The sequence below is a fragment of the Saccharomonospora sp. NPDC046836 genome (assembly GCF_040645195.1).
In the GTDB taxonomy this organism is placed as follows: Bacteria; Actinomycetota; Actinomycetes; order Mycobacteriales; family Pseudonocardiaceae; genus Prauserella_A.
The window spans coordinates 21028-43862 of record NZ_JBEYXW010000041.1 but is presented as its reverse complement, the minus strand read 5'-3'; the positions used below and the strand labels follow the sequence as shown (position 1 = coordinate 43862).

Sequence of the window (22835 nt, the reverse complement as noted above, 5' to 3'; positions counted from 1 at the left end):
ATGTTCTCTGCCAGAACTCCGCTGCAAGAGGTCCTCCACGACGACCGGGCTCGCGCGATCCTCACCCGGGTGGCACCCGAGCTCATAGCGTCCCGCGTGCTGCATATCCTGCACCAGTACCCCGTCGAGCTCGTGCTACGCACCGAGGCGTCGCTCATGGACAGACCAGAGGTGTGGACCGAGGCGATCCGTGAGATCGAGGCGCTCCCCCCCGCGGAGCCGCCGGCCCGCGAGCCCAGCCGCATCGACTTCCCGCGCGGCGACGTGGAGGATCCCGCCACACCACGGGCATCCGCCTCGTTCTCGGTGGCCGGCCCCGCACGCGTCGGCGGGCGCGTGGAGATCAGCCTCCAAGGGCCGTCCGGAGGAAACCCGTTTATCGACGTCGTGCTCGACGCGTTCGTAGACGACGGCACCGATCAGTTCGTGGTCCCCGGCTTCTACGACGGCGACGGGATCTACCGAGTGCGCGTGCTGGCGCAGCGCCCGGGCACCCTTCGTTTCGAGCTGCGCAGCAACGCGCGCAGCATCGACGGCATCGCCGGGACGATTGCGGTCGATGACGACCACGACGCGCGCGGACTGGTCCGGCCGGATGGGTTCCACTTCCGTTACGACAACGGCGAACGCTACCTGCCCATCGGGACCACGGCCTACGCGTGGACGCATCAGCCCGAGGAGCTGCAGGACAGCACGGTGAAGACGCTGGCCCGCTCGCCGTTCAACAAGATGCGCATGTGCCTCTTCCCGAAGTCCTACATGTACAACCAGAACGAGCCGGAGCGGTATCCGTTCGTGAAGACGGACGACGGCTGGGACCCTGCGCGCTTCGACACCGTCTACTTCGGTCAGCTGGAGCGGCGCATTGACGAACTCGCGGCCCTCGGCATCGAGGCCGACCTTATCCTGTTTCATCCCTACGATCGCTGGGGCTTCTCGGCGATGAGCCGCGCCGAGGACGTGCGCTACGTCCGGTACGTGGTCGCCCGCCTCGCCGCCTTCCCCACCGTCTGGTGGTCACTGGCAAACGAGTGGGACATCGTCTTCACAAAGTCGGTACCGGACTGGGATGCGATCGCGGCTGCGATCCGCGAGAACGATCCCTATGGCCACCTAACCTCCATCCACAACTGCCGTGCACCGTTCGACCAGTCACGAGAGTGGATCACGCACGTCAGCATGCAGCGGATCGATGTCTATCGCACGGCCGAGGACGTTGAGGTCTGGCGCCAATGGGGCAAGCCGGTCGTCGTAGACGAGTGCGGCTACGAGGGCGACCTGGACCAGGGGTGGGGCAACATCTCCGGCGAAGAAATGACCCGCCGGTTCTGGGAGGGCGCCATCCGTGGCGGGTACATCGGCCACGGCGAGACCTACCTCAACCCCGCCGAAGACCTGTGGTGGTCCAAGGGCGGCGAGCTCGTGGGCAGTAGCCCGGCGCGCATTGCCTTCCTCCGCGAAATCCTCGAACAGGCCCCCGTACTGGAGCCGGCGCCGATCAACTGGGACGTGCCTCGGGCGGGGACAGAAGGCGAGTACTTTCTCTACTACTTCGGCGCCACCCGGCCGACATTCCGCCGGTTCGTCCTCGACCCTGCAACCGCCTACCAGGTAGATGTCATCGACACCTGGAACATGACGATCACTGAGCTGCCGGGCACGTTCCGGGGCAGGTTCCAAATCGACCTTCCCGGCGTTCCCTACATCGCGGTCCGCATGAGCGCGGCGACCGATGGTGCACCAGGGCGAGCTGCGCCGTGACAACATCGGACGGGACTGCTTTGACCCGCAACAGCTAGTGCCGTGTCCAGATAGGTTTGCCGGGGTGGTCATGCGGCTTGGGTGATGGGCTGGCCGCCCCAGCGGATCCCTTTTTCGCTGCGGATGCGGGCGAGTTCGCGGCGTTGAGCGGCGAGAATGTCTGGGTGTCGGGCGTTTGCGTTGCGCCACCGCAGATGGGCGTGAAGCTGGTGGGCGAGCATGGTGTGGTTGGGGTGGTTCGAGTCGGCAACCACGAAGGTCCGCAACGGCCCCAAATGCGCCTCGATCGGGTTGGCCACGATGAATACGTTGGAGTGAAACACAGTTCGACTTTGTGGCGAGCCGCCCGCGCGTGGATCGCGGCGCCGCGATGGGCGGAGAGGTTGTCCACGACGATGTAGATCGGTGCCCCGTCCGGGCGTGCGGCACGGATTGATGTAAGCGCGGTCAGGGTGTTCGCGGCAGATTTCTTCCTGCGGGCCATGACCCAGAGGGTGTCGTCGCCGACGGCGTGGCAGCCGTGGAACTGCCGGACCCCGTGCAGCTTGTGATAGTTCGCGGCAGCCGGTCGGGACGTCCTTTTCTGGCCAGCCGGGCGCCGAGGTGCGGCCGGATGGTGAGTGGGCCGAACTCGTCGAAGGCGAATACCCGGTCGGGGAGCTTGCTGGTGACGTGTTCGATGCGGGCCAGCTTGGCGTCCCGGTCGGGATCGTTGGATTCCTTCCAGGTCTTGGTGTGCTGGAAAGTGATCTCGTGCTTGCGCAGGAACTGCCGCAACCGTTCCCGGCCGATCCCGACGCGGCGAGTTTGCGCAGGCTCCACCGGGTGGACGGCTGCTCGAGCGTCTCCGGTCGGGTGGTGGCCGTCGCGACGATGACGGTTTCGTCGTCAAGGCTGGTCAGGCGGGGACGGCCACCCGCCCACCGAGGGGCCAGGCTGGCCAGGCCCATCTCATTGAACCGATGGATCACACCGCGGATCGCGTCCTCGTCGCCCTGAACCAGCCACGGCGCAGCCGCACAGCCAAGCAGGTTCCTCTTCGCACGATCCGCTGCAACCGCCGGCCCTCTGTTCGGTCAGCCTGCGCACTCGAACTGGATCTGCCATCCACCCAGCCTGGCCCCGCAACGATCACCCGCTATGACACAGCACTAGCGCGGCAGGCGGGCGGGTAAATTTCAACTAAAGAAGAGGGCGCGGGTGGATGGCCCGCTTGGATGACGCACACGCAAACGCATCGCGGGGCCCATGCTGTCCAACGACGAGAGCGGACCTGGTCGCCGTGCATCGGGTGAGCAGCTCGCGCTCGCTGGGCTCAACTCTGCGGTAGATCGATCCGCAACCACTCTCCGGCCAGGACGTCCACCCGAGGCGGAGTCCCGGCGAACTGAAGCGAAAATGACCGGCTCACCCGATCGAGATTGGCGATGATGACCGTCATGCCCTCGCTCGTCTCGCCCCCGATGGCCCAGAGCAGGCCGTCAGGACTCTCGCCGCTCAGCAACAGAGAACCCGAGAGTACGGACAGCGCCTTTACGGCGACTGCGACTGCGAGTTCTTCGCCCTCGGAAGTGCGGATGCCGCGCGGTCCCCATTCCTCGAAGTACGACAGGCTGTCGACACCCGGCACGGCCAGCGCGGCGGCGCTCGCGATCGTCCACGCGGCGAGCTCCGGCGAGGATTGCCGGTCGTCATCGGCGTCGATGAGCTGGGGGCCGTAGCCGCTGCGGAGGTCGGTGGAGGGCGACACCGGCGCGGGCGTCGTGGCCACGTTGTTGAAGTGCGGGCGCAGGCTGATCGGTCCGATATGGACGGGAGCGCCCCCGGCTATCTTGACAGCCTGGGCGGCGACCAAGCGCTGCATTGCAAGCGACTCCGTCAGCTGCTCCGTCGTCAGGCTGTGGAACAGCGGAGTGACACTGAAGACGACCCCGTCGAGATCGTCAGGGAGACGATGGTACTCGCGGTTCAGCTCGGTGAAGTGCGAGCCTGCACCCCCGATCACCGGGATGTCGATGCCCGCAATGGCGAGCGCCTCGCGCAGCAGCCGGGTGGCTGCGACATCGGAAACGTGCCGCGCAGGTCCTGTCGGCCAGAAGGCTGACACCCGTGCGATGCGATGCGGGGCGAGCGCCTTTACTCCCGACCGGATGCCGCCGTGGTCCTCGTCGTCCAGCACGAAGCGCACGTCGAGCGGAAGGCCGGATGCGGCGGCACGCCTCAACGCCGCACTCCAGTTGGATGAGGCCAGGTCCAGTTCTACGAGGAGCGAGGAACCGACGGGAGCGACCGACGGAGCGGGATCTGGAGCGGTGGAGGCTCCGACGGTCACGGCCGGGAAGACGCCCGTGCGCTCCAGTACGATGCGATCGACTGGACCGGCTGCGGGCTCGGTGCCGACCGACTGCGCGGTTACGACGACCGACTGCACGACTCGTTCGCCGGCCTCGAGGACGTACGGGAACGGCAGAGCGAGCGGCCGGCTGTAGGTCTTGTACGACGCGTCGGTCCAGTTGCGCTGGTCCTCCATCTCGAACACGTCGCCTGAGAAGCACACGTCGACGGCGAGCCCGCCGGCGTGCCATGCGAGGCCGGCGATATCGAACACCGGCTGATGTGGACTGATCGCAACAGGGAACCTGGTCGTCTCCTCCGGCCCAGCGGTGTGTGTGACGGTGAGGTCATGCCCGGTGAGCTGTGGGGGATGCAGCACGACCAGACCGGTGCGGTTGGTCGCGAACTCGGTGTGCGAGACCGCGTCGAACGTCACGCTGAGCGTGTCCCCGGATGCTGTGACATGCAGCATTCCGGAGATGGCCGAGCCGTGACCGTCTGAGCGCAGCGCGAGGTGGAGGGCGTCTGCACTTTCGCGAGCACCCTCGCTCACCCACGCGGCGGTATTCCAGTCGCGGTCGCGTACGACAGCCCGGACGCTGCGCAGGACAGACCGCCCGTCGAATGCGATGTCGGCGATCTCGTCGTGGCGCAGCTCCAGCGACCACGCGCCGGAGCGCCAGTAGCGGCTCGGTCCGTGCGAGGAGCGCCAGGCCTGCGACATGTCAGAGCGTCGACATCCCGCCGTCGATCGCGAAGAGCGCGCCGGTGGCGAAAGCGGCGTCATCGCTGGCGAGGAACACCATGATTCCCTCCACGTCCTCCGGGGCGCCTGCCCGGCCCATCGGGATGCGCCCGATGATCGCGGCCCGCGACTCGGGATCGGACGTGATCGTCGTCACGAGGCCGGTCTCGGTGTAGGCAGGCACGACCGTGTTCGCCCGGATGCCGCGGTCGGCATACGCTGCAGCCACCGTGCGGCCGAGGCCGTGGATACCCGCCTTCGATGCACTGTACGCGGTGAAGTCCTTCCCCTCGCCGTTGACGCCCGTGGGGCTGCCGGTCAGGATGATCGACCCGCCGTCCTTCTCCAGCATCCCGCGGATCGCGTACTTCACCGTGAGGAACGTCCCGGTGAGGTTGATGTCGATCGTCCTGCGCCAGACATCGACGTCGAGGTCGGCCGCAGGAGCGTCCTGACCGAACAGCTGCACGCCAGCGTTCGCGACAACGACGTCGGGGATCCAGTCAACTTCGGTGAGCTCGGCGAAAGCACCGGCGACCGACGCCTCGTCGGAGATGTCCATCACCGCGACTCGGGCGAAGCCGCCGATTTGCCGGGCGGCCTCCGCGGCGGTATCCCCGTTGCGATCAGCGATCACGACGCGGGCGCCCTCCCGCGCGAACCGCGCGGCAATGGCGTAGCCGATCCCCGTCCCCGCTCCCGTGACGAGAGCGGTCTTACCTTCCAGCCTGCACATGCCTGTCCTCCTCAAACGAGGGTAAAACGATTCAATCAATACAGGCAAGTATCGAGGAACGAAACGAGTGGTTCGGCCGCGGTCCGTGGAGGCCCGGACGACGAGTTCGGGTGAGAACTCGATCTGGTGGGCGCTGCGGATTCCCGCCGGGCCCGGCGTCGGGGGCCAGGCGCGCGATCGCGTCGAAGAGCAAGTCCGCGAGGGCGGTACCCAACTGAGCGTGCGGGGTGCGGATGGTGCTCAGCGGCACGATCGTGGACTGCGCGAACTCGATGTCGTCATATCCGATGACGGCGATGTCGTCAGGCACCCGCACCTCCTGGGAGGCCGCGAACGCCTGGATGACGCCAATCGCCAGCAGGTTCGTTGACGCAGAACAGCGCGTCGGGACGGTGCTCCGGTGCGCGACGGGCGATCTCCTTGGCGCAGGCGATGCCTGCCTCCACTGAACGTTCCGGAACGGGGATGATTTCCAGTGTGGCATCGGGTTCGGGCCCGACGACGGAGAGCGCACCGTTGAGCCGGTCCGCAGCCGTCGTTCTGGCGTTAGTGCAAGGAGGGCTTGAACGGCTCCAGGGTGCTGGTCTGGCGTCCGGTTCCGTTGCGGGTCAACAACTCCTCGCCAGTCGAGGCGTGATCGAAGCGGCGGACCGTGCCGTGTGCAAGACCGAGTTGGTGGCAGATTTCCTTGGTGGCAACGCCTTGGCGAGTAGTGCGTGCACGACCGCGTGCCGTTCTCGAGCTCGAGCTGCCCGCCGGTCCGTCCGTCCGATCCGTTTGTGTGGCGGGCATCGCCGGCTGCGGATGCTGGTCTGGCTCGGGTTGGCCCTCGTCTGAAGCCGGTTCGTCCTTGGGGGCGCTCCCGGTCGCGACGGTCAGGCAATCCTGGTGTCGGTCCACAGTGCGGTCGACCGCGTCGGCCAGGTTGCTCTAGATATGCCAGCGATCGGCCACGTGGACTGTGTCTGGTGCGCCGTCGCGGGCGCCGTCGGCGTAGGCGATGGCGCGGGCTCGGCAGACGATCTGGACGCCGGGATGGGCGCGCAGCCAGTCAGCCAGGGTCTGGGCGGCGCGATCGGTGAGCACGTCGACCGGGCGGCGGGACTCGATGTCGACCGGCAGCGTGCCGTAGCGATGGCCGCGGCGCAGGGCGAAGTCGTCCACCCCCAGAATCCTCGGCGCTGGGCGGCCAGAGGACCCGGACCAGGTCAAGATCAACACACTCGGTTCATGATCAACCACGCCAAGACTCGCAGGTCACCGGGGTCCATCACCAAAAGCGTGCCAGAACCAGATTTCACGCGCCGTCGACATTCCCGCCCGCTTGTCCGAGCGAGCGGTGAGCAGCATGCCTCGGTTCCCTGGCGTCAGGAATTCCAGCAGGCTGGATCGATCCCCGTGTTGGCGGTGGCGAAGCGGGGACATTGGTGTTCTCTGTCTACCTGGGAGTCTTGGTATACGGCGAGTAGCCGACCGGCGATGACCAAGCTGGCCCTGATGAACGATGGCGGCTGCTCGCGCCCGGACCGGGATCCCCGCCGGACCATCGGCGAGCAGGGAACTACGCACGTGTTGTCGGGATCGTTCAGAGCAATGCTTCGGCGGTGATGGGGAGTTCGCGGATGCGGCGTCCGGTGGCATGGAAGACGGCGTTGGCGATTGCGGGTGCCACGCCGACGATGACGACCTCGCCGAGGCCCTTGACGCCGATAGGGCTGGCTTCGGGGTCGTTGCCGTTCAGGTAGACGGCGCGGAGGTCGGGTATGTCGGCGTTGACAGGGACGAGATAGTCGGCGAAGTTGGCGTTGACGATGCGGCCGTCGCGGGGGTCGGTGACGGTGTGTTCGAGCAAGGCCGTGCCGATGCCACCTACCATGCCGCCCAGTGCTTGGCTGTCGGCGAGTTTCGGGTTGACGATCCGGCCGGCGTCGTAGACGCCGAGCATGCGCCGGACCCGGACTAGGCCGAGGCGGGCGTCGACGGCGACTTCGGCGAACACCGCGCCGTAGGCGTACATCGAGAAGCGGTCCTGCCCTGGGGCGAAGGAGCCGATCAGTTCGATGTGCTCGCGATTGTTGCGGGTGAGCAGTTGCTGGTAGGTCTCGCCCCGCGTGGGGTCGTCTTTCGCCGTTATCCGTCCACGCCGGACGATGATGTCGTTGGGGTTGACGCCGTGGAGTGGAGAGTTCGGGTCGTTGACGGCGAGGGTGATGGCCTGGCGGCGGACCTTGTCGCTGGCGTCGTTGACGGCGGAGCCGACGCTGGCCATGGTCTGCGAGCCGCCGTGCGGTGGGGTGGGGGGCATGAGGGAGTCGCCGAGGCGGAATTCGACCGTGTCCATGGTGAGGCCGAGGGTGTCCGCGGCGACCTGGGTCATGGAGGTGTAGGTGCCGGGTCCCATGTCGCTTGCCGCGGCTTGGACCATCGCGGTGCCATCGGCACTCAGACGGACGTGGGCCTGGGCGGTGTTGCGCAGTGTGTCGTAGACGGCGGTGGCCATGCCGGTGCCGATCAGCCAGTCACCGTCGCGTGTGGAGCGTGGTTTAGGGTTGCGGGGGTTCCAGCTGAACTCGCGCGCGCCAACGGTGTAGCACTCGCGTAGCCGACGGGTGGAGAACGGCAGCCCGTTGGACTCGTCGGTGGAGGGTTCGTTGCGGCGCCGCAGGTGGATCGGGTCGATGCCGAGTTCGTGGGCAAGTTCGTCCATGGCGGACTCGATAACGAAGGCCGCGCTGGCGTAACCGGGACCGCGCATGTAAAGCGGGGTGTTCACGTCCAGCGGCACTGTGGCGTACGCCTGGCGGACGTGGGGCATGCTGTAGAGCATCTGGCCGGGCGACATCGCTGCTTCGGTGAACTTCTCGTAGCTGGAGGTTTCGGCTCGAATGTCGTGCACCATGGCGGTGAGCCTGCCGCTCTTGTCGCTGCCGACGCGCACGCCATATTGGTAGGCGGGTCGGAAACCGGTGCCGAAGTACAGCTGCCGCCGGTTGAGCACCAGCTTGACCGGACGGCCGGTCTCGCGTGCCGCGAGGGCCGCGATGGTGACGTGCGGCCATGCGCGCAGCGCACTGCCGAATCCACCGCCGACGAACGGCGAGATGACCCGCACCGATGGCTGCGGGATGCCGAACACGGCGGCGAGTTCCCGCTGTGTGCCGCCCACCACCCACTGGGTCTTGTCCCACACTGTGAGGTTGTGGCCGTCCCAGCGGGCGATGGTGGCGTGTGGCTCCATGGGGTTGTGGTGGTTACGAGCAAGTCGGTAGGCCAGCTCCAGTCGTACTGGTGCGGATGCCAGGGCGCTGTCGGCGGTGCCGCGAGCGTAGGTCGCGGGCTCGTCCGCCGGGGCCGCAGTAAGGTCGGTCGAGGGTGGTTCGGCGTCGTAGTGAACCTCGACCAGGCTCGCCGCGTGCTGCGCGACCTCGAGCGTCTCCGCGATCGCGACGGCCACCGGCTGGCCGAAGAACCGGACCTGGTCGTCCTGGAACACACGCAGCCGAGTGCCAGGCGGGTTGTTGGAGCTGGAGTTGTCGAGGTAAGGCAGTCGGGGCGCGTTGAGATGACTGATCACGGTGATCACGCCGGCCTGTTCGAGCGCGGCGCGCGTGTCGACGCCGGTGACCCGGCCACGACCGACGGCGCTGTCTACGACGACCGCGTAGACGATCCCCTCAATGCCATCCTCGGGGCTGTGGTCCGCGGCGTAGGCAGCGCGGCCGGTAACCTTCAAACGACCGTCCACGCGAGACTCGGAGGAACCGACGTTGGTGCGTGGCTGTTGGGTCACCGGGTACCTCCCACGATGCGCAGCTGACGTTCGACGGTGCGTTTGAGCAGTTCGACCTTGAACTCGTTGTGTGCCAGGGGTTGTGTCCCATCGACGGCTTTCGCTGCGGCCGTGGCCCACAACCGGTCGGACGGTCGTTGGCCGACGAGATGTCGTTCCACTGCGGGCAGCTTCCACGGCACGGTGCCCACACCGCCGGCGGCCACCTTCGCAATGCGAATCACGCCAGCCTGGACGTGCATGGCCACCGCAGCCGACGTGAGGGCGAACTCGTAGCTCTGCCGGTCCCGTACCTTCAGATAGCCCGACCGCAGCGGGCGTGGGTGGGCGGGGATGGTCACGGCAGTGATCAGTTCGGCGGGCCGCAGCGAATGCTCTCGGTTGGGCGTGCTCCCTGGCAACAGAAGGAACTCCGCGAAAGGGATGCGGCGTACCCCGTCAGGCCCGATCAGGTCGATGCTGGCGTCGAGTGCGGCGAACGCGACGGCCACGTCCGAGGGGTGAGTCGCCACGCACGCCTCTGAGACGCCGAGGATGGCGTGGGAGCGGTTGAACCCCTCCCTCGCAGCGCATCCTGTGCCGGGCTGGCGCTTGTTGCAGGCGGCGGACATGTCGCGGAAGTAGGTGCAGCGGGTGCGTTGCATCACGTTGCCGCCGATGGTCGCCATGTTGCGCAACTGCGCGGACGCGCTCAGTTCCAGCGCATCTGCAATAACCGGGTATCTCGCACGCACGGTTGGGTCGGCGGCCGCGTCGGCCATCCGCACCAGCGCACCGATCCGCAACTCTCCGCGTGATGTGGTGGTGATTTCGCGCAGCGGCAGAGCGCTGATGTCGACCACCGTGTCCGGGCGTTCGACGGTCTCGCGCATCAGGTCGACGAGAGTGGTGCCGCCCGCGACGTAACGGCCGCCGCGCTGTGCGGCCGTGATGGCTTCGCGTGTGCTGGACACCTTGGTGTAGGTGAAGGGGAACATCTGTCGTCCATCACTCCCCGTGCGCGGCCTGCTGGACCGCTTTGACGATCTTTACGTAGCAGCCGCACCGGCAGATGTTGCCGCTCATCCACTCCCGGATCTCTTCAGGCGAGCGGGTGTGGCCCTCGCGGATGCAGCCGACGCCGGACATGATCTGGCCTGGTGTGCAGTAGCCGCACTGGAACGCGTCCTGCTCGACGAAGGCCTCCTGCAACGGATGCAGGTTCTCGCCGACCGCGAGACCTTCGATCGTGATGACCTCCGCGCCCTCCAGCCGAACCGCCAGCGTCAGGCAACCATTGATCCGCCGCCCGTCCACCAGTACCGTGCAGGCGCCGCAGGCGCCGGCGTCGCACCCCTTCTTCGTGCCGAGCAATCCGAGATGCTCGCGCAGCAGATCCAACAAGGACGTCCGGTTATCGACGGTGAGCGTGTGCCGCTTCCCGTTGACAATCAATGAAATCTGCCTGCTTGTCCCTGCCTCGGCTGCCTCGGCGCCGACGGCGGCCGGTACGGCGCCAACGAGCGATCCAGCGGCCACACCGCCGGCCGCGGCCGTGGTGGCAGCGATGAACGTGCGCCGGGACAAGGCGGAGGTGGGAGCGGGTTCGGGTGGCATGGGTACTTCTTTCAGGTCAGTGAGCGGGTGCGTGGACGGGTGGCGGTCGAGGACGCGAGAATACGCAGGCCGTCGTCAGACGGTGTGCCAGGTTTCGCCGTCCAGATGACCAGGTGTTGGTCCGGATCGGTACTGCAGGTCAACATGTTCGACTCCAGCGTCAGTTCGCCGGCGACCGGGTGGCGGAGCGTCTTAGTGCCCACACTGTGGGCGGCCACGTAATGAGCGCCCCACCATTGCCGGAAATGCCTGTCCTGCACGGACAACTCGCCGACGAGTGCGGCAAGTCGTGGATCGTCCGGATATCGGGCGGCGTTCCTGCGCAGTTGTGCGACCGCCTGGCGGGCGACGGCTTCCCAACGCTGGTATAGCGATCGCATGGCCGGATCGGTGAACAACAACCGGACGTAGTTTCGCCGTCCTGCCGGGACCGCGGCGAAATCGGTGATCAACGCGGCCGCCAACGGGTTCCATGCGAGGACGTCCATCCGACGGCCCAGGACCACGCCTGGTATGGAGGCGAGATCGCCCAGCAGCAGCCGCAGCTGCGGCTGGGCCCGCTGTCTGGCCTGGTGTCGTGGGCGGGCTTGTTCTTTACCGGCCAGTTCGAACAGGTAATCACGCTGATCGTCGCTCAGCCGCAGTACGGGTGCGAGCGCAGCCAGCACGGACTCGGAGGGCGGGATCCGGCCTTGCTCCAGCCGCGTGTAGTAGTCGGTGCTGATCGCTGCCTGCTTAGCGACCTCCTCACGCCGCAGCCCGGCCACCCGCCGCACCCGGCCGTCGTCGGGCAGGTCGAACGCGTCGGGGCTGAGCTCGTCCCGCCGCGCCTTGAGGAACGACCCCAGCTCGGTGAGGTGCGCACTGGTCACGCGACCCACCCTGACATCGGGCGCACGACCCGTGACAGGGAGAGTTTTATCCCTGGTTGTCCTTTTGCCAGGCGGGGAATGTCCTTTGTGAGGAGTGTTTTTCATGAGCACCTCCATTCAGGACACAGACGGAGAAGGACGCCATCCATGTCGAGCAACTGGAATCGCCGGTCAGTACTGCGTGCCTCGGCTGGCCTTACCCTGCCCCTGCCGCTGGTCGCCGCCTACAGCGGAGACACCGAGACCGGCGAGGCCCACGGGACCGGCGGGGCTCGGCCGGGCACCGGGATCGTGCCCAAGCCGCCGACGGGCAAGGGGCCGGCGGACTGGTTCACCGGCGACGTGTGGATCGACCCCATCGCCAGGGGAGAGAACCCTTCGCGGCTGCGGGTGAGCGCGGTGCGCTTCGCCCCCTGTGCCCGCACCCCTGGCACCGGCACGCGGTCGGCCAGACCCTGCACGTCACCGAGGGCATCGGGCTGGTCCAGGCCCGCGGTGGCCGGATCATCACCATGCGACCTGGCGACACAATCCACACACCGCCCGGTGAATGGCACTGGCACGGCGCCGCGCCCGAGCACTTCATGACCCATCTCGCGATGTGGGAGGGAGACGAGACCGAGTGGGGTGAGCACGTCACCGACGACGAGTACTACGGCCGCCGCTAGCGCGGCAGGACGTAGAGGTCCTCGCCGTCGCGCACGACCCAGATAGGCACCGGGCGGTGCGGGGTGCCGTCACCGCGGCGGGGTTGGATGGTCAGTTCGTCGGCGCCGGTGATCCTGGTCAGTTCGTCGTCGGCCCAGCTGGTCACGCGATGTCCTTTACGGGCGCAGGAGTGTCTTGATGGCGCGGCGTTCGTCCATGGCGCGGTACGCATCGCCGACCTGGTCCAGCGGCAGGGTGAGGTCGAAGACCTTGCCTGGGTTGATGCGGCCACGCCAGACGCGGTCGATGAGGTCGGGAAGGAACGCGCGCACCGGTGCCGGGCCGCCGCGCAGCGCGACATGGGAGTAGAACAACTCCTCTCCTGGGATCGTCACGTCGTGGGGCACGCCGACGAAGCCGACGTTGCCGCCCGGGCGGGTGGACCTCATCGCCTGACTCATAGCCTCGGGCGTGCCGACGCACTCCAGCACGGCGTCCGCGCCCACTCCGCCGGTCAGCTCCTTGATCCTTGCCACGCCCTCGTCGCCGCGCTCGGTGACGATATCGGTGGCGCCGAACCCGGTGGCCAGTTTCTGGCGGGCTTCGTGGCGGCTCATGGCGATGATCCGCTCAGCTCCCAGCTCACGTGCTGCGATGACCCCGCAGGCCGACCGCACCGTCACCGACGACCGCGACCGTCGAACCGGGCTTGACCTCGGCGGCCTTGGCGGCGTACCACCCGGTGCCCATGACATCGGACAGCGCGAGCAGGCTTGGCACGAGGTCATCACCGGGTATGTCCGGAGTGGACACCAGGGTGCCATCCGCGAGCGGGATGCGGACGTACTCGGCCTGGGCGCCGCCGACGAAGACCCGGTTCTGGCAAGAGGAGTGGTAGCCGGCCAGGCAGTTCGCGCAGGTGTTGTCGGAGGCGAAGAACGAGCCGATGACGAACTGGCCCGGCTTGATCGTCGTGACGTCCTTGCCGACCTCCTCAACGATGCCGACGTACTCGTGGCCCATCGGTTTGGGCTCGGCGACGGGGTTGATGCCGCGGTAGTCCCACAAGTCCGACCCGCACACGCACGTAGCGACGGTGCGGATGATCGCCTCGGACGTGAGCAGCATCGTCGGCTCCGGGCGTGGCTCGAGGCGCACGTCCCCGGGTGTGTGGATGACGGCTCCACGCATGGTGACTAGTCCTCCTTCTACTGTGGACGGTCAGGTCCAGTGGGGTTTGAGGGTGTCGGTGGCCGGCGCGGGCGCAGGCGAGAGCGCCGACAGTCGGTGCGGTCACCGCCGGATGTGTCATCGCCCACGCCACCGCCAGAGTCGCAGGCCTCACGCCGGCCTTCTCGGCGAAGGCCGTAAAAGGTGCGGCGGTGGCATGGTCGCTGTCCAGGCCGTAGCGGCCGGCGTCGCGGGGGTTGTCCACCAGTCGGCCGCTGTCGGGGCGGCCGGTGCCGTACTTGCCGGTGAGCAGCCCGCCGTCGAGTGGACTGTAGGTGATCACACCCAGGTTCTCCGCCTGCGCGAGCGGCAGGACCTCAACCTCCGCTTGGCGTTGACGAGGTTGTACATGGGCTGGACCAACTCGAACCGGGCCAGTCCCTCCCGTGCGGACACGCCGAGCGCGGTGGCGACCTGCCAGGCAGCCCAGTTGGACACCGCCGGATAAAGGATCTTCCCCTGACGGCACAGGTCGTCCAGCGCGGTGATGGTCTGCTCGATCGACGTGTGATCGTCGAAGGCGTGGACGAAGTAGAAGTCGATCCATTCCGTGCCCAGCCGGCGCAGGCTCGCCTCCGCCGCACGCACGATGTGCCGGCGGGACAGGTCTTGGGCGTTGAAGTTCGAACCGGTCGGATAGAAGACCTTCGAGGTGAGGACCACATCGTCGCGGTGGTCGGCGGCGAGCCGGCCAAGGATTTCCTCCGACACGCCCCGTCCGTAGACGTCGGCGGTGTCGAAGAAATTGATCCCGGCCTCGCGCGCCCGCCGGTACATCAGCGCAGACTCACCCTCGTCGGCCTCGACCCCGAACGACATGGTCCCGAAGCACAACGGCGACACCCGCACCCCGGTCGACCCGACGGTCACGTGGTTCACGCGTCCTCCCGGAACAACCGCTTCGCCACCGCCATCGCCGACATGGCCCTGGGCCAGCCCGCGTAGAACGCCAGATGCGTGATGGCCTCGACCAACTCCTCTTCGGTGACGCCGTTCTGCCTGGCGCGACCAAGGTGATGGCCCAGCTGCTCGGCACTACCGCTGGTAACCAGGCTCGCGACCGTGACCAGGCTGCGGTCCCGCGGCGACAACTCTCGCCGCGGCCATACCTGGCCGAACAGGACGTCGTCGGTGAATGCAACCAGAGCGGGCGCGAAATCGCCGAACATCCTCTCCGCGCCCGTCGGCTCGCTGCTTTCGGTCATGTGTTCTCATCCCCTTCTCGCAGGTATTCAGTGAATGCCAGCCAGACCGGCCGCACCCGAAATGCTCGAACGAGCGACGAGCAGCGTCACGACCGTGAGCCCCGCGCCACGCTGGAGGAACTCGGCCTGACCCGGACGGCAGATCAGCTGGCTGACGCGCGCTGCGTGGTGAATGTCGCCGTCCGTCGAGGACGCCGATGCGAACTGTGGCCCTGTTGTCTGCCTGGCTATTCCTCGATGATGTGGAAGGCGACATCGGTGTCTCCCGCCGCGTCGATCCTGTCGACCCCGGCGTCGATGTGACCGACCGGTTGCAGGTTGCTGATGACCTCGCCGTTCTGGGCATAGAAGATGACGAAGCTGTGGCGCGGTGTCCAGTAGGCGATATCGCCGACCTCGTATCCGCTCGTGACGGTTTCGTTCGCGGGTAGCGGGGTCTCGAAGCGGTGCACGAGTTCGCGGTCGTAGCGGTCCAGCATGGGCAGGGTCATGGGAAGCATGTCGATGAAGGCGTCGGCGGTCGAGTTGTCATACAGGGTGGCCGTGAGCTGCTGGTCGCCGATGACGATCTGGATCTTTGTTGACATATCTCTCGGCTCTGTTGACGTGGTGGACGAAGGGATGGAGTGGCCAGTGTGCGGTCCGGACGCCGTCGCGGACGGCGTGGTGGCGGCGGTCTCACCGGTGTCGCTTGAGACACCGCTGGTGCACGCGGTTGTCGTCAATGCGGCGGTGGTCAGAGTCACCCAAAGAACGGGACGAGAGCGGGCGTTGGTGCTGACGCAAAGGCGCATGATCCTGTCTGAGGTGGACGGTCGTAGTTTCAGATGTCGGATTCGTGAACCAGCACGTCGTGCAGGCTCGAGGTCAGTCTTTACGGGGCGCGGAGCGGGAGGCGATGTCCGTTGTCGCGTCGTCGACGGTGCGCTCGGCCGCCTGGCTGACGGCCCAGCTGGCGAGGAGGGTCAGCCTTTCGGCCGAGGGGGAGTCCGCAGGGGCGGTGAAGACGGTGAGGGCGAGGCCGGGTTCGGCGGAGAGTTCGAAGGCGTCGAAGTTGAGCGTGAGGTCGCCGACGACGGGGTGGTGGAACTGCTTGCTCCCGCCGTGGTGGAGGCGCACGTCGTGGGAGGCCCAGCGGACGCGGAAGTCCTCGCTGCGGGTGCACAGTTCGCCGATGAGGTCGGTGAATCCCTTGTCGTGCGGGTTGCGCCCGGCCTCTGCCCTCATCAAGTGGACGTTGTTGCCTGCGGAAGCGTCAAAGTCCGGATAGAAGTCGCGGGCGGCGGGATCGAGGAAGCGGAACCGCGCGAGGTTGGGTGGAGTCTGGACGCTGGTACGCGTCGGGCTGTCGAACACCGGTGCGTACAGCGCACGGCCGAGTAGGTTGGCCGCCAGGATGTCGAGTCGCCCGTTCCGGACAAATGCTGGCGTGTGCGTCATCCCAGCAAGAATCTGCTGGACGGTGTCACGCACCTTGAGGCGGGTTGGGCGTTGCGCGACCCGGGCCCGCCGAGCGTCAGGACTTGCGGCGTTGGCGGCGCGGGCGAGGTCGAACAGATACAGACGTTCCGCCTCGTTAAGCTGAAGCGCGTTGGAGATCGCGTTCAGGATGCTTTCTGATGTTCCTGCTAAGTTGCCTTTCTCCAGACGCGTGTAATAGTCGACCGAAACGCCCGCGAGTATGGCGACCTCTTCCCGGCGCAGTCCGGGAACGCGCCGTTTCCCACCGAAGTGCTGCAACGCGGTCTGTTCCGGGGTCACCTTGGCCCGGCGCGTGACCAGGAAATTGCGGACTTCCTGACTTTTGGCGTTGTCTTGTGCGGACACGGTTTCAGAATACGTCGACATCATGTCAGGAGGGGGGGTTCTGCTGTTACCTGTATCAGTGGAACCTGGTTGCTCGGCACGAGCTCCGGTCTAGTGGATCGCGAGGCCGCACGGCCATGACCGTATCCGTGTCCTACCGGACACCACCAGCCGAAAGTCGGTAAGCGACCCATGCCACATGGCATCACCCACGAGCCGCCCGCGCACGCGACCACCGCTGTCCCCACCGTGCCGAAACGGCGACGAATGAGAACCGCTCTGGCCGCACTCGCAACCGGCGGCGGTGCGCTCGCCGCCAGCATGCTGACGGCGACGCCCGCATGGGCACATCACGGCTGGGAGGAGTTCGACACCACGCGGGCGTACTACATCTCGGGGACGATCTCGAAGATCGACCTCGGGAATCCGCATTCGCATGTCACGATCACACTGGACAACTCGCCGATCCCCCAAGGTTTCTCTGAACGGGAACTGCCCGAAGGACTCGGAGAACTCGGAACTCGCGACACGCTAAACGCCACACGTCCCTACGATCAGGGGCAGGAGCAGCTCGAGCTCGTGCTGTCCGGTCCGGACTACCTGGCGCGGTGGGGCATGGATCGTGATCTGCAGGAGGGCGAATGGCTGGAGATGGTCGGATTCGTCAACGAGAGCGTGCCCACCGAGTTCCGTCCTGAGTTATTCTGGCTCGAGGATGGAAAGGCCATCCGGCAGCGCCTCGGAAGTCTCCCGAACCAGCCCGTGCCACCCGGACAGAACACCGACTCGGACAGCGCCTCGGCACCGGGTGGTACCGACGACTCGGCGGGCGGCCTACCGCCGTCCGCTATCTGGACCGGGGCCGCTGTCGTGATGGTGGCGATCGTGGCGGGCGGAGCCGTCTACCTGCGGCGCAGGGCGAGGTAGCGACCGTGCTGACCGGCTTGCTGACCTGGCTGGCGGCCACCGACCTGTCGGTGGCGATGCGTGGGACTCGACTGCTCTACCCGGTGCTGGAATGCGTACATCTGATCGGTATCGCCGTGCTCGTCGGCCCGGCCCTGGCATTCGATATGCGCCTGCTCGGCGTCGGCCACCGTCTGTTGAGCGTCGATGTCGCAGCCAAGTACCTGCTGTCGCTGTCACGGATCGGCTTCATCCTCGCGGTAACCACCGGCTTTGCCTTGCTCGTCGCGAACCCCTGGGCGGCTGCGAGCTCTGCGGCCCCGTTCAAGTTCGGGCTTCTGGCCATCGCTGGTGTCAACATCGCCATCTTCCACGCCGGTATCTATCGCCGCGTGGGCTCTTGGAGTCATAGCCCCCGCACTCCGGTCAGCGCCAAGGTCGCCGGGGCGATCTCCACCGTCTCCTGGGCCGGCGTGATCGTCTCTGGCCGCATGCTCGCCTACGCATAGGGGCTCTGTCAGTACCCCTACCAACCGGGTCTGGCAGGTTCGTCCGGCCAGAGGTGAAGTGGAACCGTGCCTTGCTCGCCCCGAGCAAAAACCGGGCGAGCAAGGATCCCACGGTCCGACAGAAGTCACACCGACGAAAGAAACTCGCCTTGACCACGCACGACTCAGGCACCGACAGCCGGCGCCACATCGGCTTCCTGTCGTCGTCGCTGTCGCTCGGCACCGTCTTCGCTGCCGCCGGGTCACCGGTCTCCCTCTACGAGACCTACCGACTACAGGATGGAATCGACACCGGCCAGCTCGCGGTTGTCGCTGCCTCGTACTTCATCGCGGTCGCGGTCGCGTTGCTGTTCTTCGGCCGCATCTCCGACCATCTCGGGCGCAGGCCCGTCGCCTTCGCCGCGCTCGGATTCGCGGCTGCGGGATGCCTGCTGATGCTCGACGTACACACCGCGGTCCCGCTCGTCGTCGGACGCGCGCTGCAAGGACTCGGCGGCGGACTGGCCTCCAGCGCCGTTACGGCCTACATCGTCGACACCGCACCGACCAAACCCGCCTGGCTGGCCTCCGTCGTCACCGGCACGGTCCCCATGTTCGGACTCCCCGCCGGCGCGGTGTTGTCCGGCGCGCTCGTCCAGTATGGACCGGCACCGCGCGTCCTGATCTACCTCGTCATCGTTGCCCTGCTCGTCATGTGCGCAGTTCTCGTCGCATTGAGCCCCGAGACCGTAAGCCGGGTTCCCGGGGCGACCCGCACCATCCGTCCACACATCTCCGTACCGCGCAATTCGCGCCGCGTCCTGCCCTACGCAGCCGCTGTCATCGTCGGCACCTGGGTCATGGGCAGCTTTTACCAGGCATTCGGCCCCGCCGTGGCTGACGACCAGTTCGGCACGACCAACGCCCTCATCGCCGCCACCGTCTTCGCCTCGATCATGTTGCTCAACCCACTCGGCGGCTTACTCACCGGTCTGCTCAGCCCCGCGCGCAAGCAACGCCTCGGCATGGCCGTATTCCTCGCCGCCATCATTGCGGTCGTCATCAACCTGGCCACCGGTGCGACCGTTCCCTTCCTCATCGGCAGCCTCATCGCCGGCGCGGGCTGGGGTGCCGCTTTCTCCGGCTCCGTTCAATCCCTTCTGCACGGCACCGACCCACAAGACCGTGCTGGCACACTCGCCGCCGTTTACCTCATCTCATACAGTTCCGCCGCGATTCCCGGCCTCCTCGCCGGAGCCTTCACCCACACACTGACCCTCCTCCAGACCGCGCTCGCGATGAGCGCTGTCACCCTGATCTGTTCCGTCTTCACTCTGATTGCCACCAGGGAACCGGGACCACGCCCGAGCGAGTCCCGCGCGAGCGATGATCACGAGCCCAAGCGCGGGATCCGCTCGCCGCGTTGAAAGCCGCTGGCCACGACTCGTGTGCAGCCATCGCTGCCGACGCGGACGGCGGCACTGCGCAGCTAGTCACCGGCCACGGCCTGAGGAAGGCTGCTGCGCCCAGACAGTGACCCGGGATGAGAGCTGCTCGACCGTCCTCCAGCCCGCACAATCGACCAGCACCTCCATGTGGGGCTATGCCCGGCACGGCCTGGCCCTGCTCAACACTTCACTGGAGCGGCTGGTCGAGGATCTGTCAGGCCCCGACGCCCGCCGCGGCACCGCGCCCGGCGCGCTGGGCGCGGGCGGCTGACCTCGTGGAGGCGCGAACCGCCGTACCTGCTGCACCGGCACCCCGCGCAATTATCAAGCACAATGTATGATATTGACTTGGCTATGGCTCCCTGCGAGACTTGCCCGCACTGAGCGCCCACCTAGGGAGCCGAGGACGAGAGCCGCCCACCCAGTCTCAATGGAGAGCACATGACGAACGACACTGCTGCCGCCGTGCCGCGCGCCAGCGGCAAGGGCAGTCCAAAAGTCCAGTTCTGTAACCTGGCGAAGCGGTTCCATCGCAAGGGTCGTGAAGTATCGGTCATGAACGACCTCAACCTCTCCATCGCCGAAGGTGAGTTCGTCTCCTTCGTCGGACCGAGTGGATGTGGGAAGTCGACGATCCTCAACATGACCGCAGGTTTGATGTCTCCAACCCGGGGTCAGGTGCTTTATCAGGGTGTTCCGGTCCCCACTCCGAACACCAACGTTGGCTACATAACCCAGAACGACAACCTGCTGCCCTGGAAGACCGTGGCGGGCAACGTCGGGCTCGCACTCGAGATCGCGCATGTTGGCAAAGCTGAACGTGAGCAACGGATCAAGGATGTCGTCGAGCTCGTCGGGCTCGCCGGGTTCGAGTCCGCGTACCCGGCCGAGCTTTCCGGGGGGATGCGCAAGCGGGTCACACTGGCCCGCACGCTCGTCTACAAGCCGGAGGTCGTCTTGGCCGACGAGCCGTTCGGGGCGCTGGACGCACAGCTCAAGCTGATCATGCAGCAGGAGCTTCTGGACATCTGGGCCCGAGAGGGTATGACCGTCATCTTCATCACCCACGACATCGCCGAAGCGGTCGCACTGTCAGGCCGGGTGATCGTGCTCTCGAAGCGGCCGACCCGGATGAAAATTGACCGAAAGATAGATCTCCCGCGTCCCCGCGACGTCGCCAACCTCCGCTTCACCAAGGCGTTCGGCGACATCTACCAGGAGCTTTGGGACGTCCTCGGCGATGACATTCGGGAGGGCGAGAGCGTATGAGCAGCAGCATGACCGGGCGTTCGGTCTCCACCGCACTCCGCGCTTCGAGCGGTGATGCCGAGGACAGCCTCGAGTCGGTCCCGTGGTCCTCGACATGGCAGGGCATACTGGTCCTGCGCCTGGGCATCGTCGCGGTGCTCGTGGGTCTCTGGGAGTTCGTCTCCGGAAGCCTGGTCGACGAATTTTGGATCTCCAGTCCGTCTGCGGTCGCCGGGGCGTTATGGACCTGGATCGTCGACGGCACACTTGGGAGCAACCTGCTCGCTACTCTGGTGGCGATGGCTTCGGGTCTGCTGCTCGGCGCCGGTGCCGGCATCATTATCGGGATCGTCCTGGGGCTGCTTCCGCGCGTCTGCAAGCTACTCGACCCCTTCATCACCGCGGTTTACGCCCTACCGAAGGTGGCGCTGGCACCTTTGTTCATCCTGTGGTTCGGAATCGGGCTCGCATCCAAGACCCTGCTGACCGCAGTGATCGTCTTCTTCCTCGTCTTCTACAACACTCTGTCTGGTGTTCGATCCGTCGAGCGAGACCTGGTCGATGTCGTCAGGCTGATGGGCGGCAAACAGGCGGACATCCTGCGTCGTGTGGTTTTGCCGAGCTCGGCCATCTGGATCTACACCGGTCTTCGCATCGCGGTTCCATACTCGTTGATCGGTGCGGTGGTCGGCGAGATCGTCGCGTCGAACGAGGGCATTGGGCACCTGCTTGCCCGCGCCGCAGGGACCTTCCAAACCTCTCAGACCTTCGCCGCTCTGTTCGTACTCATGGTCATCGGCGCGTTGCTCAACACGGTGGTCGACCTGACGGAGGGGAAGACCTCTCGCTGGCGCCAGCTCTGACCTGTCCCGGCCTCGTGGCGGCCCGGTGTAATCAGCCGCCACGGGCTACCCCGGTTGTCATACGCATGCATTGGGGCATGCGATCGGAGGATCATCCAGTGTTCACGATCGGTCGACGGGCGCGGATCTGTGCCGTGCTGGTCTCCCTGTCCGCGTTGGCCACTGCATGCGCGGGACGCGGAGGGTCGGGCGGCCCGGGCGCAGATACCTGCAAGGGCGCTACCGTGGCGGTCACCGCCACCACCCCGAGCTTCAACTTCCTGCCGTACTACGTCGCCAACGGTGCAGGCCTGTTCTCCCAGCGCGGCCTCAACGTCCAGATGGTCGAGGTCGCCACCGGCGCAAGCAACCTCGCTGCCTTGCTCGGGGGCAGCGCGGACCTCACTTTCACTCCCATGCCGGAGCTGCTCAACTCCCGGGCCGAGGGGGCGCCGGTCGTCGGAATCGGCAGCCTGCAGACCGAGTGGGCGAGCAACCTCGTGATGAAGCGCAGCGTCATGGAACAGCGAGGCATCACCGAAGCCTCGACACCGGAGGAGAAGGTGGAGGCGTTGCGCGGCCTCCGCATCGCCATCACCGGGCCCGGGTCAGGGTCCGATCTAGTCGTCCGCTATCTACTCCAGCAGGGTGGGATGAACCCGGACACCGACGTGCAACTGACCTCGGCCGGCAGCGGACAGAACGCCGTCTCCGGATTCATCTCCGACCGATTCGACGTCTTCGCTCTGTCATCCCCGGGTGCCGACATCGGCATCACCCGTGGCGACGGCGCCTATCTGTTCAATCTCGCGCAGGGTGAGTATCCGCGTCTGGCGGGCATGCAGCACATCACCCTGCAGGCGGCGGAACAACGGCTCGACGAAAAGCGGGCCGCGCTCGGCTGCTTCACCGATGCAATTCAGGAGGCGCTGGACATCATTCACAACGACCCGGCGCGGGTGCCATCCCTGGCGAAGGAGCTGCAGGACTACGTCGGTAACGATCAGGACCTGTTCAACCAGGGTCTGCAAAGCAACTTGCCGTCGTACCCGAAGCGCGTCGCGATAGACCCACATGCCGCCGAGCTCGCCGCCGAGGCGGCCAACGTGCTCAACGACGGCCATGTCGATCGCGAGACGCTCGAGAGCGCGATCGTGGACATCCACGCCCAGCCCTGACC

The 22835-nt window shown here is 66.5% G+C and carries 25 protein-coding genes and 3 pseudogenes; 9 read left to right on the top strand and 19 right to left on the bottom strand.

Features of this window, described 5'->3' with window-relative positions; all coding sequences use genetic code 11:
- Positions 1 to 1761, top strand: a complete 1761-nt coding sequence (locus tag ABZ863_RS30555) for a DUF5605 domain-containing protein (protein WP_358542713.1) — start codon at positions 1 to 3, stop codon at positions 1759 to 1761.
- A 68-nt stretch (positions 1762 to 1829) separates the two neighbouring features.
- Here the strand turns inward: ABZ863_RS30555 and ABZ863_RS30550 are convergent, their stop codons facing one another.
- The 12 genes and pseudogenes from ABZ863_RS30550 to ABZ863_RS30495 all read right to left on the bottom strand — a co-directional run bounded on the left by ABZ863_RS30550 (position 1830) and on the right by ABZ863_RS30495 (position 11834).
- The gene (locus ABZ863_RS30550; RefSeq protein ID WP_358542733.1) at positions 1830 to 2060 is read right to left on the bottom strand and encodes a hypothetical protein; all 231 of its coding nucleotides are present in this window, start codon (positions 2058 to 2060) and stop codon (positions 1830 to 1832) included.
- A 29-nt stretch (positions 2061 to 2089) separates the two neighbouring features.
- Positions 2090 to 2305: pseudogene (locus ABZ863_RS30545) on the bottom strand (IS630 family transposase); the annotation flags it as partial.
- On the bottom strand, positions 2209 to 2583 hold the full coding sequence (locus ABZ863_RS30540) for a hypothetical protein (RefSeq protein WP_358542731.1): 375 nt from the start codon (positions 2581 to 2583) through the stop codon (positions 2209 to 2211). The pseudogene ABZ863_RS30545 and the gene ABZ863_RS30540, both read right to left, overlap by 97 nt.
- A 35-nt stretch (positions 2584 to 2618) precedes the next feature.
- Positions 2619 to 2711 (bottom strand): annotated as a pseudogene (locus ABZ863_RS30535) (hypothetical protein); the annotation flags it as partial.
- Between the two features lie 365 nt (positions 2712 to 3076).
- Positions 3077 to 4819 carry a hypothetical protein gene (locus ABZ863_RS30530; RefSeq protein WP_358542710.1) on the bottom strand — a complete coding sequence of 581 codons (1743 nt, stop codon included), beginning with the start codon at positions 4817 to 4819 and terminating at the stop codon, positions 3077 to 3079.
- Position 4820: 1 nt separating this feature from the next.
- The gene (locus ABZ863_RS30525) at positions 4821 to 5576 is read right to left on the bottom strand and encodes an SDR family NAD(P)-dependent oxidoreductase (RefSeq protein ID WP_358542707.1); all 756 of its coding nucleotides are present in this window, start codon (positions 5574 to 5576) and stop codon (positions 4821 to 4823) included.
- 31 nt (positions 5577 to 5607) lie between these two features.
- Complete coding sequence (locus ABZ863_RS30520; RefSeq protein WP_358542704.1) at positions 5608 to 6060, bottom strand: substrate-binding domain-containing protein; 453 nt, start codon at positions 6058 to 6060, stop codon at positions 5608 to 5610.
- Between the two features lie 446 nt (positions 6061 to 6506).
- Positions 6507 to 6740 carry a transposase gene (locus ABZ863_RS30515; protein WP_358542701.1) on the bottom strand — a complete coding sequence of 78 codons (234 nt, stop codon included), beginning with the start codon at positions 6738 to 6740 and terminating at the stop codon, positions 6507 to 6509.
- A gap of 421 nt (positions 6741 to 7161) precedes the next feature.
- On the bottom strand, positions 7162 to 9366 hold the full coding sequence (locus tag ABZ863_RS30510; RefSeq protein WP_358542697.1) for a xanthine dehydrogenase family protein molybdopterin-binding subunit: 2205 nt from the start codon (positions 9364 to 9366) through the stop codon (positions 7162 to 7164).
- Positions 9363 to 10343 carry a xanthine dehydrogenase family protein subunit M gene (locus tag ABZ863_RS30505; protein ID WP_358542694.1) on the bottom strand — a complete coding sequence of 327 codons (981 nt, stop codon included), beginning with the start codon at positions 10341 to 10343 and terminating at the stop codon, positions 9363 to 9365. Before ABZ863_RS30505 ends, ABZ863_RS30510 begins: the two co-directional genes overlap by 4 nt.
- A gap of 10 nt (positions 10344 to 10353) precedes the next feature.
- Positions 10354 to 10962 carry a (2Fe-2S)-binding protein gene (locus ABZ863_RS30500; protein WP_358542691.1) on the bottom strand — a complete coding sequence of 203 codons (609 nt, stop codon included), beginning with the start codon at positions 10960 to 10962 and terminating at the stop codon, positions 10354 to 10356.
- An 11-nt stretch (positions 10963 to 10973) separates the two neighbouring features.
- A complete protein-coding gene (locus tag ABZ863_RS30495) occupies positions 10974 to 11834 on the bottom strand; it encodes a helix-turn-helix transcriptional regulator (RefSeq protein WP_358542689.1) in 861 nt (286 codons plus the stop codon).
- Between the two features lie 344 nt (positions 11835 to 12178).
- Between ABZ863_RS30495 and ABZ863_RS30490 the strand changes: the two genes are divergently transcribed.
- On the top strand, positions 12179 to 12502 hold the full coding sequence (locus ABZ863_RS30490; protein WP_358542686.1) for a cupin domain-containing protein: 324 nt from the start codon (positions 12179 to 12181) through the stop codon (positions 12500 to 12502).
- Here the strand turns inward: ABZ863_RS30490 and ABZ863_RS30485 are convergent.
- The 7 genes and pseudogenes from ABZ863_RS30485 to ABZ863_RS30455 all read right to left on the bottom strand — a co-directional run bounded on the left by ABZ863_RS30485 (position 12499) and on the right by ABZ863_RS30455 (position 16744).
- On the bottom strand, positions 12499 to 12648 hold the full coding sequence (locus ABZ863_RS30485) for a DUF2255 family protein (RefSeq protein ID WP_358542684.1): 150 nt from the start codon (positions 12646 to 12648) through the stop codon (positions 12499 to 12501). The genes ABZ863_RS30490 and ABZ863_RS30485 overlap by 4 nt on opposite strands.
- Before the next feature lie 10 nt (positions 12649 to 12658).
- A pseudogene (locus ABZ863_RS30480) lies at positions 12659 to 13586 on the bottom strand (zinc-dependent alcohol dehydrogenase family protein).
- Positions 13477 to 13995 carry an aldo/keto reductase gene (locus tag ABZ863_RS30475; protein ID WP_358542682.1) on the bottom strand — a complete coding sequence of 173 codons (519 nt, stop codon included), beginning with the start codon at positions 13993 to 13995 and terminating at the stop codon, positions 13477 to 13479. Before ABZ863_RS30475 ends, ABZ863_RS30480 begins: the two are co-directional and overlap by 110 nt.
- On the bottom strand, positions 13992 to 14591 hold the full coding sequence (locus ABZ863_RS30470; RefSeq protein WP_358542679.1) for an aldo/keto reductase: 600 nt from the start codon (positions 14589 to 14591) through the stop codon (positions 13992 to 13994). Before ABZ863_RS30470 ends, ABZ863_RS30475 begins: the two co-directional genes overlap by 4 nt.
- Positions 14588 to 14917 (bottom strand): carboxymuconolactone decarboxylase family protein, encoded by a 330-nt coding sequence (locus ABZ863_RS30465; protein ID WP_358542677.1) that lies wholly within the window; start codon positions 14915 to 14917, stop codon positions 14588 to 14590. Before ABZ863_RS30465 ends, ABZ863_RS30470 begins: the two co-directional genes overlap by 4 nt.
- Positions 14918 to 15144: 227 nt before the next feature.
- Positions 15145 to 15504, bottom strand: coding sequence for a cyclophilin-like fold protein (locus ABZ863_RS30460; RefSeq protein ID WP_358542674.1), 360 nt, complete (start codon positions 15502 to 15504; stop codon positions 15145 to 15147).
- A 280-nt stretch (positions 15505 to 15784) separates the two neighbouring features.
- Positions 15785 to 16744 (bottom strand): helix-turn-helix transcriptional regulator, encoded by a 960-nt coding sequence (locus tag ABZ863_RS30455; RefSeq protein WP_358542672.1) that lies wholly within the window; start codon positions 16742 to 16744, stop codon positions 15785 to 15787.
- A gap of 246 nt (positions 16745 to 16990) precedes the next feature.
- On the opposite strand from ABZ863_RS30455, the gene ABZ863_RS30450 reads away from it, so the two are divergent.
- From ABZ863_RS30450 to ABZ863_RS30420, 7 genes are all read left to right on the top strand, one after another.
- Positions 16991 to 17650, top strand: a complete 660-nt coding sequence (locus ABZ863_RS30450) for a DUF6152 family protein (RefSeq protein WP_358542669.1) — start codon at positions 16991 to 16993, stop codon at positions 17648 to 17650.
- A gap of 5 nt (positions 17651 to 17655) precedes the next feature.
- Positions 17656 to 18138, top strand: coding sequence for a hypothetical protein (locus ABZ863_RS30445; protein WP_358542666.1), 483 nt, complete (start codon positions 17656 to 17658; stop codon positions 18136 to 18138).
- A gap of 149 nt (positions 18139 to 18287) precedes the next feature.
- Positions 18288 to 19544, top strand: coding sequence for an MFS transporter (locus tag ABZ863_RS30440; protein WP_358542664.1), 1257 nt, complete (start codon positions 18288 to 18290; stop codon positions 19542 to 19544).
- Between the two features lie 166 nt (positions 19545 to 19710).
- Positions 19711 to 19836, top strand: coding sequence for a hypothetical protein (locus ABZ863_RS30435; RefSeq protein WP_358542662.1), 126 nt, complete (start codon positions 19711 to 19713; stop codon positions 19834 to 19836).
- A gap of 170 nt (positions 19837 to 20006) precedes the next feature.
- Positions 20007 to 20834 (top strand): ABC transporter ATP-binding protein, encoded by an 828-nt coding sequence (locus ABZ863_RS30430; protein ID WP_358542660.1) that lies wholly within the window; start codon positions 20007 to 20009, stop codon positions 20832 to 20834.
- The gene (locus ABZ863_RS30425) at positions 20831 to 21676 is read left to right on the top strand and encodes an ABC transporter permease (protein WP_358542658.1); all 846 of its coding nucleotides are present in this window, start codon (positions 20831 to 20833) and stop codon (positions 21674 to 21676) included. The genes ABZ863_RS30430 and ABZ863_RS30425 overlap by 4 nt, the downstream gene beginning before the upstream one ends.
- 134 nt (positions 21677 to 21810) lie before the next feature.
- A complete protein-coding gene (locus tag ABZ863_RS30420) occupies positions 21811 to 22833 on the top strand; it encodes an ABC transporter substrate-binding protein (RefSeq protein WP_358542655.1) in 1023 nt (340 codons plus the stop codon).
- Positions 22834 to 22835 lie beyond the last annotated feature (2 nt).

Bases quoted from the DNA above. Each gene is read 5' to 3' on its own strand.
- ABZ863_RS30555 (WP_358542713.1), top strand. From the start codon at position 1: ATGTTCTCTGCCAGAACTCCGCTGCAAGAGGTCCTCCACGACGACCGG.
- ABZ863_RS30530 (WP_358542710.1), bottom strand. From the start codon at position 4,819: ATGTCGCAGGCCTGGCGCTCCTCGCACGGACCGAGCCGCTACTGGCGC.
- ABZ863_RS30525 (WP_358542707.1), bottom strand. From the start codon at position 5,576: ATGTGCAGGCTGGAAGGTAAGACCGCTCTCGTCACGGGAGCGGGGACG.
- ABZ863_RS30520 (WP_358542704.1), bottom strand. From the start codon at position 6,060: ATGCCACACTGGAAATCATCCCCGTTCCGGAACGTTCAGTGGAGGCAG.
- ABZ863_RS30505 (WP_358542694.1), bottom strand. From the start codon at position 10,343: ATGTTCCCCTTCACCTACACCAAGGTGTCCAGCACACGCGAAGCCATC.
- ABZ863_RS30500 (WP_358542691.1), bottom strand. From the start codon at position 10,962: ATGCCACCCGAACCCGCTCCCACCTCCGCCTTGTCCCGGCGCACGTTC.
- ABZ863_RS30465 (WP_358542677.1), bottom strand. From the start codon at position 14,917: ATGACCGAAAGCAGCGAGCCGACGGGCGCGGAGAGGATGTTCGGCGAT.
- ABZ863_RS30460 (WP_358542674.1), bottom strand. From the start codon at position 15,504: ATGTCAACAAAGATCCAGATCGTCATCGGCGACCAGCAGCTCACGGCC.
- ABZ863_RS30450 (WP_358542669.1), top strand. From the start codon at position 16,991: ATGAGAACCGCTCTGGCCGCACTCGCAACCGGCGGCGGTGCGCTCGCC.
- ABZ863_RS30435 (WP_358542662.1), top strand. From the start codon at position 19,711: ATGTGGGGCTATGCCCGGCACGGCCTGGCCCTGCTCAACACTTCACTG.
- ABZ863_RS30430 (WP_358542660.1), top strand. From the start codon at position 20,007: ATGACGAACGACACTGCTGCCGCCGTGCCGCGCGCCAGCGGCAAGGGC.
- ABZ863_RS30425 (WP_358542658.1), top strand. From the start codon at position 20,831: ATGAGCAGCAGCATGACCGGGCGTTCGGTCTCCACCGCACTCCGCGCT.